We start from the raw sequence: 15,473 nt of genomic DNA on the forward strand, positions 1-15,473 counted from the left end.
TAAAATCAAAAAAACTTTTTCTTGTTTAATAAATTTATTATTTTTTTAAAATTTTTTTATCGATAAAATTGGAAACTATAACTGCACATGAATGGCGATTAAAATGTTTTTTAACATCATCAAAAATTGATAAGATTCCCATTAGATTTTGGTCGTAATCTTTACCATCGATCATCTTCTTATACTCTTCGTTTAATTGTTCAACTTCTTCTAAAGATTTATTTAAAATTGTTTTAAAAAATAATTTTGAAGATGATTTAAAAATTGCACAACCTGATAAATTGGTTTCAATATTTTTAATAATATTATTTTCAATTTCAAAGGTAGCAATTAATTTATCAGCACAAGTATCTGAATATTGTACATGTGCGTTTTCATGATTAAGATTTTTATTTTCTAATTCTTGTGAAGAATAATTTTTCATAATAATATTTCTAGCTTCATCACGAGAATATTTTTTATTAGATGACAAAAAAATCACCTCCATTTTTTAATTCATAAATTAATTTGTCAACATCTGTTTTTGTATTATAAATACCAAAACTAATTCTTACAAATGATTTATCATTTTCATTATCAAAACTTAAATAAGAACAAAATTTTCCTTGTCTTACATAAAGATTTTTACTTGCTAAATATGAAGAAATATCTTGAGAATGATAATTCTTAATATTAAATAAAACTATAAATTTATCTTTGCTTTGATAAATGTCAATTTTATATTTATCTATTTTGTTTAATTGCTCCACAAAATAATTTGAGAGTTCAATAATTTTATTTTTTGCTTCTAAAGTATTAAATTTATCAGCAAAATCTAATGCTCCATGCATTGCCATAATTCCTGCTAAATTAGATGTTCCAGGTTCATATCCATCAATATTTTCTTTTAAAACAATGTCAATATTTTTGCTATCTTTTTTAAACAAAATGTCATTTGTAGAACCACCACCAAAAATTTTAGGTTTTATTTTATTAAAAACATTTTTTGAAATAATTGAAAAACCTAAACCAGTTGGACCAAAAAATTTATTTGCACTAAAAATAATTATTTGATTATTTTTTAACTTAACTTCTTCATGAACAATTGCTTGTGCAGCATCATTAACCAATATAATATTTTTTTCTAAAGCTATTTTTTCAACTTCATGAAAATCAAATTCATTATCAAAATTATTTGAAGATTGACTTAAAGAAATAACTTTAGTTTTATCTGAAATATCATTCAAAATATTTTTTGAAATAATTATTTTAACACCTTTATTTTCAGCATATTTAAATCAAGGAACAATGTTTGAAGAATGATTATTTTGCGCCAAAATAATTTCATCATCTTCCTTTAAATTGTCACTAATCATGAAGGCTATTTGGTTTAAACCAAAAGTAGTTCCAGAATGAATGATGACTTGATCATCTTCATTTGCTGAAACTAAATTTTTAATTCTTACTCTTAATCTATTTACTTCGGAAGAAAGAAATTTTCCCATTTCTGTATCGGCACTTCTTGTGCTGATTCCGTATTCTGTATAGTATTTATGCTCTGCTTCAATCATTGAAATAGGCTTTAAACTAGCTGCTGCTGAATCAAAATAGATTATTTTATTTGCCATTGGAAAATGAGTTTTAATATCTTTCACCACTACCTCTTTTACAGTAAATAAAATATTCTTGATTTCCTGATTTTTTGCCTTTTACTTCACTCTCAATTACTCGCTCAATATCAAAGCCATAAGAATTTGCAAACATTATGAAATCATTAATCATACGTTCATGCAATGCTTCTTCAACAAAACCCGCTTCAGAAACATCTTCTTTTTTAGCTTCAAATTGTGGTTTAAATAAAAGTAAAAAATCATTACAATTTACTAAATCATTTTTCATAATAGGAACTAATTTTTTTAAGGAAATAAAAGAAACATCTGCAATTAAAAACTCAATTTCATTTTTAAAATCTAGTTCACCAATTTTATTAAAATGTGTCTTCTCGATAGAAACAACTTTTTCATGTATTCTTAAAGAATAATCAAGTTGATTTGTGCCAGCATCAAGTGCATAAATTTTTTTAGGATTTTTAGTTAAAAGATATTGAGTAAAACCACCCGTAGAAGCACCTACATCAATAATAACTTTATTTTCTACATCAATATCAAATTTGTCAAACACACTTTTTAATTTATCTGCACCTCTTGAAACATATTCTTTAGAAGTTTTAACTATGATTTTATCTTTTGCACTAATTTTAAATTTAAGTGAATTTTCATAATAATTATTCACTCTAACTCTCATTGATAAAATAAGACCTTTTGCTTCAAATTCGCTGTATCCTAAACTGATTAGAAATTCTAATAATGTCATTATTTTATTCTCCATAAAAATTCCTTTATACTACTATTTAAACCTTCATTAATTTCGATACTTTTTAAAAAATCACTGTAACTATTTCTCATTATTTTTACGTTATCTAAATAGTCCTGATTAACTTTAAATTTTTTTGAATTTTTTAGGTTTTTTATTTTGCAATGATTAAATAAAAAAAGCAATAAATTTTTATAGTCTAAATTTTGAAATTTTGTTTTCATATTTTTAATAATTAGATCAAAAATATTTTGAAAAATTTCATCACTTCATTGTTGAATTAAAATAAAAAATAAATGCTCTAATTCAATTAATAATTGAATATTTGAATTCAAAAAAACTTCTAATGCATAAGAAAAAAAGAAGGCGTTTTTTTTATTAATAATTTTATAATAAGCCACTAAATCATATTTATTTTTGTAAGCTAAAATAATTTCATTATGCATATTTATTTATTAATTTTTTTAGCAAAATTATCTAATAAAGCATTAACAAAATTTACTTCTTTTTGATCTAATAAACTTTTTGAAATTTCCACTGCTTCACTGATTACAATATTTTTTATTCCAATTAAAATTTCATTAGCAGACACCATTAAAATTGCTCTAATCAGTGGTTTAATATTTGTTCAACTTCAGGTTTCAGATAATAAAGATTCTAGTGCAGAAATTAATTTTTCTTCATTACTTACAAGCATCTTCATGATTCTAAATTCACGTTCATCTAGATCAAATTTAGTGAAAATATCATCTAAGTTTAAACTTCTATCCATCAAGTAATATTGATAGATAATGCTGATCAATAAAAAGCGTTCTCTTCTTGCTAATTCTCACTTTTGGTTAGCAATTTGACTATATAAAATTTCCTTCATATTTAATAATATAACTTATAAACCCATTTTATTAATGAATTCTTCATTATTAACTCAGTTCTTTTTAACTTTAACATTTAGAAATAACTTTGTTTTTACGCTGAAACGCTCAGAAATGGCTTTTCTAGCTTCTTCTCCGATAAGTTTGATTAACTTACCGTTTTTACCAATTACAATGCCTTTTTGGCTTTCTTTATTAACATAAATAGTTGATCTAATTTCAATAAAACTTTGATCACCAAATTCATTATCAGTTTCACTAAATTGATCAATATCTACTAAAATTGAATAAGGTAATTCTTGATCTAAATGATTCATAGCAACTTCTCTAATGATTTCTTTTGCCATAAATCTTTGATTAATATCTGTAAAAATTTCACTATCATATTGTTGCTCACCTTCATAAGCAAACGATTTTAAAACATCAATTAATTTTGTAATTGATGTATTGTCTTTTTTAGAAATTGCGAAAATATCTTTAAAACCTAATTCTCTTAATTTATCTGCCTTAGCTTTTAAAATTTCTGTTTTATTTTCTAGATCAACTTTTGTAATAATAGCTATTTTATTTTTAGTATTTTTTAAGTGATCAATTATAAAAATATCACCTGTAGAAATTTCTTCATTTGCAGGTGTTAAAAAAGCAGCTAAATCAATTTCTTTTAAAGAATTAAGTGCTTCTTTATTTAAGTTATCTCCGTATTTTGAAATTGGTTTATGAATTCCTGGAGTATCACTAAAAATAATTTGATAATTATCTTCAGTATTTAAAATACCAGTAATTACATTTCTAGTAGCTTGTGGTTTTTTATTGACAATTGCTAAATCATAATCTAAGATTTGATTTAGCAAAGTGCTTTTACCAACATTAGGTCTACCGACAATTGAAACAAATAAAATCTTCATTATTTTTTAGCTCAAGCAATATCATTCATGACAACAGGATGAGGTGCAAGTTCTTTTAATGAATATTCATTAACAATTTTTCCATCATATGAATAAAGATATATTTTGCTATCTGGTTTCATAAATTCAGTCATAACTTGGCGACATCCTAAACAAGGAGAAACAGGTTCATTATTTTTACTAATAACATGCACTTCTTTTACTTCTCCAACTTTTAAGTCTGTATTTGCAACTGCCCCAAATAAGGCACTTCTTTCAGCACATAAACCTGAAGGATAAGCAGCATTTTCAACATTTACACCTTTGTAAATTTGATTGTCATTAAAGACAATAATTGCTGCAACTGGAAAATTTGAATATGGACTATATGATTTTTCTAAAAGGATTTTTAATTCACTATAATAATTTTTCATTTAACTATTATATATTTAATAATTAATTGTTAAGCAACATATTTAATTAAATTAGCGACTTATTTTGTGCACCATTAAAATTTCTTCAGTTAAATTATTCATAATTTCTTCTTCATCTTTTTCAAGATGGTCATAACCATTTAAATGTAATAAAGCATGTACAAATAAATAAGAAAACTCTCTTTTTAAACTGTGATTATATTCAATACTTTGGGATTTAACTTTTTCCATATCAAAAACTATTTGTCCAAGAGGCAAATAGTTCAAAAAACTTAAAAATTCTTGATCAGCAAAAGGAAAAGATAAAACATCAGTTGTTTTATCTTTATTTCGATATTCTTTATTCAATTCTTTTACCGTTTCAGCATTAGTAATTAAGACATCAACTTGAAAAGGTAATTTACTATTTAATTTTTTTTCAGTTGTTTTTAAAAGTTCAATAAAAAGTTTTCGATAACTAAATCTAGTGCTTGTTTCATTTAAGAAATTAATATAATCATTCATGTTTTAATTTTAGATTATTCAAAATTATTTTAAAAATAATTCATAAATTTTTTGTTCACCATTTGTGAAAGAAACATTAATTTTTGTATTAGGTAATAAAGGAGCTTTTTCTGATTCTTCGATAATTTTTACAACGAATTCTTTTGAATCATCTAACAAAATATTTTTAATTATATAGTTGTATTTTTTGTCATTAATATTTATATGAATTACATCATCAATTTTTAATCTATATGCAAGATCATTAGTTACTATTAAAGAGTTTTCGCTTTCAGAATTTACACGTAAAACAGCTACTTCACTTTTTTGAGTGTTTTGCATAAAAAAATAAATTACACCTGCACTTGAAAAAGATATAAATAAAAAAACGAAGACAGTTAAAAATCAATTTACTTTTCTAAATTTATTTTTCAAGGTACACCACTTTAGCATTTTCATTTACATAATTTTCATTATGACTAATTTCAATAAAGATTGCATCTTTTTGAAATTCACTAATTGCCTCTTTTAATAATCTAATATTTTCTATATCTATATTTTCAAATGCTTCGTCTAATAAAATTAATTCATATTTAATTGTAAATATTCTTAGTAATTTAATTATTTGTTTTTGCCCAGAAGAAAATGATGATCCATTATCTTTTAAATTTTCTTTTAAATTTAATTTAGCATTATCTAGAATATTTGTGATCTTATATTTTTGCAAATTTTCTTCAAACAATTTTATTTTTTCAAAATCACCATCAGTAATAAAATCTATTATGCTAGTGTTAGTTAAAAAGTATTCTGGATAAATATGAAATATTTTTTGCTTGTAATTATCTTTATTTAAATGTATCATTTTTACATCATTTATACTGATTTCTTCGGTATTATAGTTAGCAGCAATTAAATTTAGAAGTGTACTTTTTCCACTACCATTTTGTCCTTTTAAAATTACAGATTGATCTATTTCTAAATTATCTAAACGCAAATTTTTCTTATTTAATTCATATTCAAAAAGTAATTTTTCAACTTTGATATTATTAATTTTATTTGTTAAAATAATTCCATCTTGAGTATCTTCATTATCAATTGAAAAAACAAAATTTAATAGTTCAATATTTTTTTTATTTAAAGGATACTTAACAATAATTTCTGAAAAAGATGAAAAAGGTAGAATGAAGAAATTAAATGCAGTTAAAAAAATTAAAAGATTACCTAAGCTTATTTCATCTTGTTTATTAAAAATTAATCCTACTACAGTTAATAAAATTGGAGTTGCATAAGAAATGATAAATGAAAATAAAGAACGTATTTGATCTAGTTTTCCAATTTTGTATTCAACATTTTTATATTCTAGATAGTTGAAATTTCAAATGTTCAAATAATGATTTTTAATCTTTGAATTAGTTAATTGTTTCTTACTAAAAATTAAATCATTTGTGCTTGAATTTAAACTCATACTTGTTGATAAAATTTTTCTATATTTAGATGAAAATAAATTTTGATAAACAAAAGAAATTGCAAAAATAATTAGTGATGCTGCAAGTGCTATAAAAAATAATTTATAACTTATCCAAACCAATATTACAGTTGATAATGTAAAGTTTAATAATTCAGAAAATAATGCAAAAAGAAATTTAGATTTAAAATTTGAAATTTGACTAATTAAAGAGCTTCTTCTGATGTAATCGTAATAATCCATTTTTGAATAATCTAGATTATTTATATTTAATATTTTATTTACAAAATTTTTACTAATTGTATATTCAATATTATTTGCACTTTTATTTACCAAATAATTTTTTAAAAAATTACTTATTACTTTAATAACTATTATTCAGATAAAAATTAATCCGATAGTTAAAAGAGTTTCAGTATTATTATCAATTGCACTTGATTGAAAAATTAATTTAAGAAAGAAACTAGATAAGAAAGTAAAAACTGAATTAATTAAAATTGAAATAAATATAAACAGAAAATATTTTCCTACTTTTAGTTCTGAAAACAAACTCTTATTAATTTTTACTTCGTTTGTCTTCTTAATTCCGATGCTTACTGAAATTAAAATATTTAAAAAAATATTTTCAAACTCAACTGCCGAAACAATATTTTTGCCATCAAAAGGATCTAAATAATGTATCTTTGTCTTAGTAATTTTTTCGATTATTACATAATGCTGTATACCTTGCTTTTGCACAAGTGCAATATATTTTTCTTTGCTGTTAATTTTATATAAAGATTGAAAATTACTTTTATAACTTTCTAATGCTAATCCATATTTGCTCGCAACGTTTTTTAATTCACTAATGCTGATGCCTTGTTTGCCATAGTTAACTTGCTTTTTTAATAAATTTATATCTAAATGAATGTCATAAAAAAAGTTGTGAAAGCTATCTAAAACAGCAAGACCACAATCTTTAACATCTTCTTGTAAAACTATTTCCATATTACCTCTGTGTTTGTAATTAAGTTATTTTTTAAGGAATAAAATCTTATCCCCTCATTTAGCAATAAAATTTTTGAGTAGATTTGGAAAAAGTTTTTTGAGTTTTTTTGTAAAAAAAATTATAGTTATTTAATCTGATAAAAAATAACTTAATAACTTTTTAAATAATAATAAATTTAAATAATCAATGTTTTTCAAATTTCAAAAATATAATTTCAAAAATTTGAAAATCACTTTTTTGGTATTGCTTGCCCCTAAATTCTAAAAAAAGCATTAAAAAAACGAACTGCTTGAAAGTTCGTTTTAAATTTTATTCTTCTGATGCAGGTGCTTCAGGAGTTTGAGGTTTTTGACCTTCAGGATGTGCTTGTCTGTCGCCTCTTTTACCCATTAAAGGACGGTTTGAACGAACACGTTCTCTTTTGTAAGGGATTAAAGCCATTTCACGAGCTCTTTTAATTGCAACAGTTAGTAAACGTTGTCTTTTAGCAGAAACAGCTGTAATTTTAGAAGGTAAAATTCTTCCGTGAGTGTTGATGTATTTTAATAATAAATCAACATCTTTGTAATCAATATAGTTAATACCATCTTGATCTAATTGAGAAATACGTTTTCTTTTTAGAACTTTTTTACCTTTTGATTTTTTAACAAATGCCATTTTAGGTTCCTTTCTATAGTTTAATTAAAAGTCACTATCATCATCAAAAAAATCATCGTCATCATCTAAATTGAAGCTATCATTTGCTCAATCGTTAGACTTAGAATCGTTATGAAAAGTGGTTTCTGTGTCTTGCAATTTTGCAAATTTATTTTCTTCAAAACTATTTTGTTGAAAATTATTTTGATAATTATTATTTTCTGAATAAGAAAATGTATTAGTGCTTTGTGCATTTTGATTATTTCGATTTGAAGAAATAATGCTTGCATTATTGACTCTAACTGTTTGGTTATAAACTAGTTTATTGTCATTAGGGTTTGTGTATGTTGAAGTTTCGATTGAACCTAAAATTGAAATAATGTCACCTTTTTTAGCGTATTTTGATAAATAAACTGCTGTTTGATTTCAGGCTGAAAAGCCAATGAAATCAGCAATTGTTTCACCAGTTCTACTTTTAAAAGGTCTATTAACTGCAACTGTTGCTCTTAGGTATTCAATGCCTGAAGCACCTTTTGATAAAACAGGATCAGCTGTTAATCTTCCAACTATTGAAACATGGTTCATTTAAACTCCCTTTAATTTTTAGCTAACTAAGCAGCTTTTTTATTTTGTGAAGTAACTTTTCTTGGAGTGTAGCTACGTTTAACTTCGCTACCTTCCTCTTTAGTATTTTCACGACGAACTTTAACTTCTCTTGCAGGTAGTGGTGTAGCAGGTTTATTAATTCCACGCTCACTTGTTAAGTTAACTACAAGATGTCTTCAAACGCTTTTACTGATGTTTGCTTTACGCACAAATTCAGCAACTTCGTTTTTCTCATCAGATGATTCCACTAAAGCAAGTACATATTTAGCAACTTTACTTTTGTTAATTTCATAAGCAAGTTCTGTTCTATCAAGTACTTCGAATTTAGTAACTTTTCCGCTTTTAAATGTTGATGTTAACATGTCTTTTGCCACGTTTTCATTTTCAGCAGGTGCTAAAATCATCATAATTTCATATTGACTCATCGTTTCCTCCTTCTGGTCTAATGGGTTAGTTTCTCTAATTTTTTGAACTAACCAAGGTTATAATAATACTTATAACATAAAAAGCAATTTCTTTGCTTAAAAATTAGGCTCAAAAAATGACTTTTTTGCTTGTTTTTACAAGTTATTTTGCTCTCAAAATAACATTAGTTTTAAGCATTAAAACTACTAAAATTTATCTTTTAAATTTTAGATTTTTTTAGCTCATCTAAAAGCTTTTTTTGTTAAAATAAAGCAAGCTATTTTAAATACTTTCCACAGTAGCAGATATATTTAAAACTAAACACTATTTAAAGGAATCAAATATGGCAAATATTAAAGCAAATATTAAAAGTATTGTAACTAACGAAAAACGTCGTCTTCGTAATAATGCTATCAAATCTAGAGTTAAAACTGCAACTAAAAAAGCAATTAAAGCAATTAATCAAAAAGATGAAAACGCTTTAGAATTAGTAAGATTAGCACATTCAGAAATTGCAAACGCAAGATCAAAAAATGTGCTACATGCAAATAACGCTGCACGCAAAAGTTCTCGACTTGATGCAAAATATAATGCTGCTTTTCAAAAATAATTAAAAATTATTTTCAATTTAGAAAGTTCAAATTAAGTTTTGAACTTTTTTATTTTATTAAATAGTTTGTAACTATTTAAAAGCATTGGTGAAAATTTAAGAAAATTTTCATAAAAATAAATAACCTAAAATGGCTTTTTTATTTTAAAATGTACTAGATATGAAAAATAAATTATTAGATGTAACCATTGAAATTTCAAAGGGTTCAAAAATTAAATATGAATATGATCGTGCTAGCAAAAAACTAGTTGTTGATCGTATTTTAAGAGGCGATTATGTCTATCCTGCTAACTATGGATTTTTAGCAGATGCACTTGATTGAGATGGAGATGAACTAGATGTTTTAGTTTATTCATCAGAACAATTTCAACCAGGTTCAAGTTTAAAAGCGCGTCTTGTTGGAGCAATGCAAATGATTGATGATGGTGAAACAGATACTAAATTAATTGCAGTGCATGCCGATGATTATCGTTTAGATGCAATTACTAAATTAAGTGATTTACCTGAAAAATTTATTGATGATGTTAAATACTTTTTCTCAACTTATAAAAATTGAAAACGTAAAGGTATTACTCAAGTTGGAAGTTTTAAAGATGAAAACTGAGCAGTTGCTGAATATGAAGAATGCATTAGTTTAATGAAGGAATTTGGTAAGTTACCAAAAGATGAATTTATTAAATTAATGAAAGAAAAACACCCTGAAAAATACGAAGCATAATGCAAGAAATTTCAATCGAAGAACAAAATCAAAAAAGACTTAATGAATACCATAAAAGACGCTTAATTTCAGTTAAAAACTTTTATACAATATACTTTGTTATTGCGACAATTTTATCAGTTTTATTAATTGCTTTTATTGTTAGTTTAGCTATTTCTTTAACTGGTGTAAGTGCTTTATTATGAGCCTGAATTTCATTATTAATTGTTTCTGTTTTTGTCGCTTTTGCATTCATGATTTTATCAATTATGTTGATCATGAAAATTACAAGTGAAGAAACGATTATTGAAGATAAGCACTCGTTAAGTTTATATATTTTTTTAGAATTGATTTTATCTATTATCTGAATTTTTTCCTTAATTGGTTATCTTAAATATTTAAAATCAGCTAAAAAAGAAATTGCAAAATATTAAAAATATACCTTGCTGAATGCAAGGTTTTTTATTGCCATCTTTTTAAAATTTATGATTAAAAAAAAGACAAGCAAAATGTGCATTTTTTGATGCACATTTTATTCATCTAATTTAGGTTTCTTCTTTAATGAATCTAATAATTTATTTGAGCGTGTTTGTTTAGGAATTCGCCGATTATAGGTACATGTAGGGTAGTTTGAGCATCCTACGAATCTTCCATAACGAGAATTTTTATAAATTAATTCACCTTGATCAAGTGGACATTTTTCATTTAAAAATTCAGGAAGTAAAGTTGTCTTTTCTAAATTTTCATAAGCAAATTCCATGGTCTCTGTAAATAAATTGTAAAAGGAATTCATTAAGTTTATATAGTCTTTTTTTCCTTCAGAAATTAAGTCTAAATCTGATTCAACTTCAGCTGTATATCTTTCATTAATTATATTAGGAAAACCTTCAAGAAGTTTTTGTAATAATTGTCTTCCGTATTCAGTTGGTTTTAATGCTTGACCTGTTTTTTCAACATATTGTCTTGATCTAATTATGTTTACAGTTGTTGCAAAAGTAGAAGGGCGACCTACTTTAATTTCATCTAACATTTCAATTAAAGATCCATCATTATAACGAGCAGGTGGCTCAGTTTTTTTAGCTAATTTTTCTAGTTTAAAAATTTCGATTTCATCACCAATTTTTAAATCTAAAATTAGTTGTTCATCCTCTTCATTAGCAATTGCTTTTCAATAACCATCAAAGACTAATTTACGTTGATTATGTTTGAATCAATAAGAATTATTATCAAAAGTAAAACTTGTAATTTCTCTAATTGGTGCAGACATAATTGATTTTAAAGTATTATCATAAATTAATTTATAAGTTTGATAATCATCATTATTTAAAGAGTATCTTGTTTTAGCAATTTCAGGAGTTAAAGCTAAATCTGTAGGTCGAATTGCTTCATGGGCATTTTGATCTCCTGCTACGCCTTTAACATTACCATCTCAATATTTTTCACCGAATTTTTTAGTGATATATTTTTTAGCATCATTTAGAAAAGTTTGACTTAAAACAGTTGAATCTGTTCTAGGATAAGTAATTAACCCTTCATCACCATAACCTTCAAATAAACGCTGTGCACTTGATTGTGAACTGCGTGCACTTAATTTAGAACGCTTATAAAAAGCAGATTGTTTAAAAGGTGTTGCTTTCTTATCTGAGCGAGTTGAAGTGGCAATATCAATAACTTTCATTCGTTTAGACAGTGAATTAAAAATCTGATCAACTTCGCTAGGTTCAATTCAGTTTTTATCTCCAGTTTTATCTTTCAAAATTAAAAGCATTTTGTAATCACTATTTAAATAAGCTGCGATATTGTAATATTCAACAGGATTAAATGCTTCAATTTCTTTTTCACGATCAACAATCAATTTTAAAGCAATTGATTGCACACGACCTGCACTAGGATTAACTGGTGTATTTGAAAATTTAGAACGCATTAATTTTGATAAACGAAAACCAATGATCCTGTCAAGCATTCTTCTAACTTTTTGCGCTTGCACTAAATTTTTATCAATTTCAGTTTCATTTGCAAAAGCTGCTTGAATAGCTTGCTTAGTGATTTCATTATATTTAACACGAGTGTGTTTATCTTCTACATTTAAAATTTCAACTAAATTTTGACCAATTGCTTCTCCTTCACGGTCAGGGTCAGTTGCGATTATTACTTTTGAAGCAGTTTTACTTGATTTGATTAAAGCATCAACAATTTTTTTCTTATCTTCAGCAATTACGTACTTAGGTTCTCATTTTTCTAAATCAATACCTAGTTGGTATTTGCCACTTTTTGATAGTTCAACCACATGACCAACACTTGCCATTACTTCATAACCTTCACCTAGGTATTTCTTAATAGCTTTGATCTTATTTGGTGACTCAACAATTACTAATTTATTTTCTTGCATTATTTAGGTTATACCATATTTTTGAAACATGAATAAAATTACAATAAAAGCAATAGAAAAATTGTCAAAATAAAAATTGCTATTGCTATGATTCAAAAAATAGTTGCATAACGATAATAATGACTAATAAAAAATTCATTAGTTTTCTTTAAAGATGAGTCTCGATTTTTTCTTCAAACAGTTTGCAACCTTTTTTCGCCTATTAAAGTTGTGATTAATAAGCCAAAACCTGCAATTAAAATCGGTCATAAGTTAAATACCTTATTAATTAAGTCACTATGTGCTGCATTATTATTTGCTTGGGTTGCATCAGCACCTTTAAAAATGGTGCTGTTAATTAAAATAGTTAAAAACTCTTGAGTACCACTACCACCTGGAGAAATAGATAAGGAGTTAGTTGTGTAAATTGTATTAGCTGCAACTATTTGTAATAAGTAAGGATGAATTCCTAAATTTAAATCTGTATTGACAATTCCTAGCATTAGATTTACAACTGAAATACCTACAAAAAATCTTGGAATAATTTCATAGGCTAACATTTCCAAAATTAATAATGGTTTATTTCATAAAAATTTAATACTACTTCTTAATGATTCTAGTGAATCGTTAACTCTTAAGTCAAAATAGTTATGATCTTGAATTTGAAAAAAAGGAATTCTAATAACTATGTAAAGTAATGTCTTACTAATTAATTTTTGTACCTTAGTAGAGATAGTTAAAATTAAAGCAAAGGCAACAACTACAATAGTAACTAAACTACTGATTAAAAAAAAGTAAAAAACAGTTTGATTAGTATTAAATAAAAGGAAATAAAAATTATGACCAAAACTTAAAAATAATAAAATATTGACAAACAAAGCAAGTTGATAAATTAAAGAAGCAGAAACAAAAGTTGCTGCTAATTTTGAAAAAGGAACGCCCCTTCTTCTTAAGAATCAAATAGCTAAAAGATCGCCACCAATTTGTAATGGTGTAATAAAGGAAACAAAAAAACTCATTCAGGCAATCATAAACATATGTCGATATTTGACATAAATATTTTGTTTCCTTAAAAGCCGATATCTTAATAAAGCTTGAAAAATAAAAAATGTAAATGTGCTTCCTCAAAGTATTAATAAAAATGCTAGGTTGATATTTTTACCCATTTCAAATACACTTTGAAAAATATTACTATCAGAAAAACCTTGATAGAACTTAGAAAAGATAACTGCAAATAAAATAACTACTATAGCAATTAAAATTAAATATTTTGCGATGTTTCAAAAGTTAATTTTAAAATCTGTTGTACTAGGAATTTTATCTAGTACACCTTTTTTTATTTGACTTGCTAAATTTTTACTTTGTTCAGAATCCTGTGTAATTAGATTTATTTCATAAGGTTGATTATTGTCAAAATAAATTGTAAATCAAGTTTTATCTTCTAAAAAATATTGCCTGTATGTACTACCAAAAATAGATTGTTTCCTAGAAAAAACAATTTTTTTATCTAAGATAGTTTTTTCTTCTTCTAGATTTTCTATTAAGAAATTTTCAAAACCAAATTCAATATTGATTATTTGATTAAGATATAAATTTGATTTATATATATTTTTTAATTTATCTAAAACAGAAAATAAAGTTGTATTTATTTTTTTAAAATGATTAATCATTAACAAAAAATTTTGTGATTGTAAAATTAAGTTTTTTGATTCATCATTATCAAATATTAATTGATCTACACCATTAAAAAAAACTGTTTTTTTATCTTGTGGATTTTTATAAAAAGTTTTTTCGTAATTAATTTTATTAGCTTTACAAAAATTAATAATTTCGTTTGAAACTGAATAAGAAAAATTAAAAAAATATTCACTATCTTTATTTGTTTCTTTTAAATAAACAAGTCATAATAAAAATAATTCATTTATATTAAATGATTGCATTTTTCTATTATTTTTTTTATATAAAAATGAAATACTTGATTTAGAAACTAAAAAGATATTTTCATTGTTACTTTTAATTTTTAATCAAGCTTGTAGATATTTATTTCTGATAGATTTATTACTCTGTTTTAAATCATTTTTATATTTTCAAGAATTTTTATGAACAACACCTTCATTAAAATCTTCAAATAAATTATTGTAATTTTTTAAAAGTTCATATTCTCTTAGTGTATTTATAAAAAAATAGTTTGACTTATCAAAGAAAACATTTTCTAATTTTTTAGTACTAAAACTTAAATCAATATCTTTAAATAATTCACCTGTTAAGATATCTATTTTATTAAAGTTAGAATCAAAAAATTTAAGAATAATTCTTTGATTATTAATATCTTTTTCAATAGATATTGCAAAATCAAAATATTCTAAATTAGCCTTTTTTAATAAATTAAATTCATCGTATATTATTTCTTCTTTGACATTGTAAATATCAAAAGATTCTTTTAAAGTTTCTTTTATTATATGAAGTGCTTGATTGGATTTATTTGTGTTGAAATGAGAAATTAATATTTTATTGTTTGAATTAAACTTAATTGATTTTTTCTTTTTTATGATTTCAAAAATTTTTTTAATTTTAGTTTCTTCAAGACTAGTAAAAAAAGAGACTTGATTTTTTAAAATATCAAATCTTGTTTCTATACTTAAAATATCATCTTTAAATTTTCTGTTCAACATT

The 15,473-nt window shown here is 24.4% G+C and carries 17 protein-coding genes; 3 read left to right on the top strand and 14 right to left on the bottom strand.

Annotation, left to right across the window (positions count from 1 at the left end; genetic code table 4):
- Positions 1 to 37 precede the first annotated feature (37 nt).
- From CJF60_RS01135 to rpsF, 12 genes are all read right to left on the bottom strand, one after another.
- Entirely contained in the window at positions 38 to 472 is a 435-nt protein-coding gene (locus tag CJF60_RS01135; RefSeq protein WP_084231837.1) for an iron-sulfur cluster assembly scaffold protein, read from the bottom strand.
- Entirely contained in the window at positions 462 to 1,634 is a 1,173-nt protein-coding gene (locus tag CJF60_RS01140; RefSeq protein WP_084231838.1) for an aminotransferase class V-fold PLP-dependent enzyme, read from the bottom strand. Before CJF60_RS01140 ends, CJF60_RS01135 begins: the two co-directional genes overlap by 11 nt.
- Positions 1,621 to 2,367 carry a TlyA family RNA methyltransferase gene (locus CJF60_RS01145; RefSeq protein WP_084231839.1) on the bottom strand — a complete coding sequence of 249 codons (747 nt, stop codon included), beginning with the start codon at positions 2,365 to 2,367 and terminating at the stop codon, positions 1,621 to 1,623. The genes CJF60_RS01140 and CJF60_RS01145 overlap by 14 nt, the downstream gene beginning before the upstream one ends.
- A 433-nt stretch (positions 2,368 to 2,800) precedes the next feature.
- Positions 2,801 to 3,223 (bottom strand): transcription antitermination factor NusB, encoded by a 423-nt coding sequence (locus tag CJF60_RS01155; protein ID WP_084231841.1) that lies wholly within the window; start codon positions 3,221 to 3,223, stop codon positions 2,801 to 2,803.
- A gap of 15 nt (positions 3,224 to 3,238) precedes the next feature.
- Positions 3,239 to 4,129 (bottom strand): GTPase Era, encoded by an 891-nt coding sequence (gene era, locus CJF60_RS01160; RefSeq protein WP_084231842.1) that lies wholly within the window; start codon positions 4,127 to 4,129, stop codon positions 3,239 to 3,241.
- The gene (gene cdd, locus CJF60_RS01165; protein WP_084231843.1) at positions 4,129 to 4,542 is read right to left on the bottom strand and encodes a cytidine deaminase; all 414 of its coding nucleotides are present in this window, start codon (positions 4,540 to 4,542) and stop codon (positions 4,129 to 4,131) included. The genes era and cdd overlap by 1 nt, the downstream gene beginning before the upstream one ends.
- Positions 4,543 to 4,593: 51 nt before the next feature.
- Entirely contained in the window at positions 4,594 to 5,046 is a 453-nt protein-coding gene (gene ybeY / locus CJF60_RS01170) for an rRNA maturation RNase YbeY (RefSeq protein WP_084231844.1), read from the bottom strand.
- Between the two features lie 24 nt (positions 5,047 to 5,070).
- Positions 5,071 to 5,484, bottom strand: coding sequence for an MAG1140 family protein (locus CJF60_RS01175; RefSeq protein WP_408633933.1), 414 nt, complete (start codon positions 5,482 to 5,484; stop codon positions 5,071 to 5,073).
- Positions 5,450 to 7,477, bottom strand: a complete 2,028-nt coding sequence (locus tag CJF60_RS01180) for an Mbov_0121 family peptidase domain-containing ABC transporter (protein ID WP_084231846.1) — start codon at positions 7,475 to 7,477, stop codon at positions 5,450 to 5,452. The genes CJF60_RS01175 and CJF60_RS01180 overlap by 35 nt, the downstream gene beginning before the upstream one ends.
- A 310-nt stretch (positions 7,478 to 7,787) precedes the next feature.
- Positions 7,788 to 8,135 carry a 30S ribosomal protein S18 gene (gene rpsR / locus CJF60_RS01185; RefSeq protein WP_084231847.1) on the bottom strand — a complete coding sequence of 116 codons (348 nt, stop codon included), beginning with the start codon at positions 8,133 to 8,135 and terminating at the stop codon, positions 7,788 to 7,790.
- A gap of 24 nt (positions 8,136 to 8,159) precedes the next feature.
- Positions 8,160 to 8,699, bottom strand: coding sequence for a single-stranded DNA-binding protein (locus CJF60_RS01190; RefSeq protein WP_084231848.1), 540 nt, complete (start codon positions 8,697 to 8,699; stop codon positions 8,160 to 8,162).
- A 26-nt stretch (positions 8,700 to 8,725) separates the two neighbouring features.
- Positions 8,726 to 9,145, bottom strand: coding sequence for a 30S ribosomal protein S6 (rpsF, locus tag CJF60_RS01195; RefSeq protein WP_084231849.1), 420 nt, complete (start codon positions 9,143 to 9,145; stop codon positions 8,726 to 8,728).
- A gap of 323 nt (positions 9,146 to 9,468) precedes the next feature.
- Here rpsF and rpsT point away from each other — a divergent pair, with 323 nt between their 5' ends.
- The 3 genes from rpsT to CJF60_RS01210 all read left to right on the top strand — a co-directional run bounded on the left by rpsT (position 9,469) and on the right by CJF60_RS01210 (position 10,866).
- On the top strand, positions 9,469 to 9,735 hold the full coding sequence (gene rpsT, locus CJF60_RS01200) for a 30S ribosomal protein S20 (protein ID WP_084231850.1): 267 nt from the start codon (positions 9,469 to 9,471) through the stop codon (positions 9,733 to 9,735).
- A gap of 160 nt (positions 9,736 to 9,895) precedes the next feature.
- A complete protein-coding gene (locus CJF60_RS01205; protein ID WP_084231851.1) occupies positions 9,896 to 10,453 on the top strand; it encodes an inorganic diphosphatase in 558 nt (185 codons plus the stop codon).
- Positions 10,453 to 10,866 (top strand): hypothetical protein, encoded by a 414-nt coding sequence (locus tag CJF60_RS01210; RefSeq protein ID WP_084231852.1) that lies wholly within the window; start codon positions 10,453 to 10,455, stop codon positions 10,864 to 10,866. Before CJF60_RS01205 ends, CJF60_RS01210 begins: the two co-directional genes overlap by 1 nt.
- A gap of 98 nt (positions 10,867 to 10,964) precedes the next feature.
- Here CJF60_RS01210 and topA read toward each other — a convergent pair whose 3' ends face one another.
- Positions 10,965 to 12,821 (bottom strand): type I DNA topoisomerase, encoded by a 1,857-nt coding sequence (gene topA / locus CJF60_RS01215; protein WP_084231853.1) that lies wholly within the window; start codon positions 12,819 to 12,821, stop codon positions 10,965 to 10,967.
- Between the two features lie 38 nt (positions 12,822 to 12,859).
- Positions 12,860 to 15,472, bottom strand: a complete 2,613-nt coding sequence (locus CJF60_RS01220) for a lysylphosphatidylglycerol synthase transmembrane domain-containing protein (RefSeq protein WP_084231854.1) — start codon at positions 15,470 to 15,472, stop codon at positions 12,860 to 12,862.
- Between the last annotated feature and the right edge of the window lies 1 nt (position 15,473).

It is taken from the genome of Mycoplasmopsis agassizii, assembly GCF_002272945.1.
Classification (GTDB): domain Bacteria; phylum Bacillota_I; class Bacilli_A; order Mycoplasmatales; family Metamycoplasmataceae; genus Mycoplasmopsis_B; species Mycoplasmopsis_B agassizii.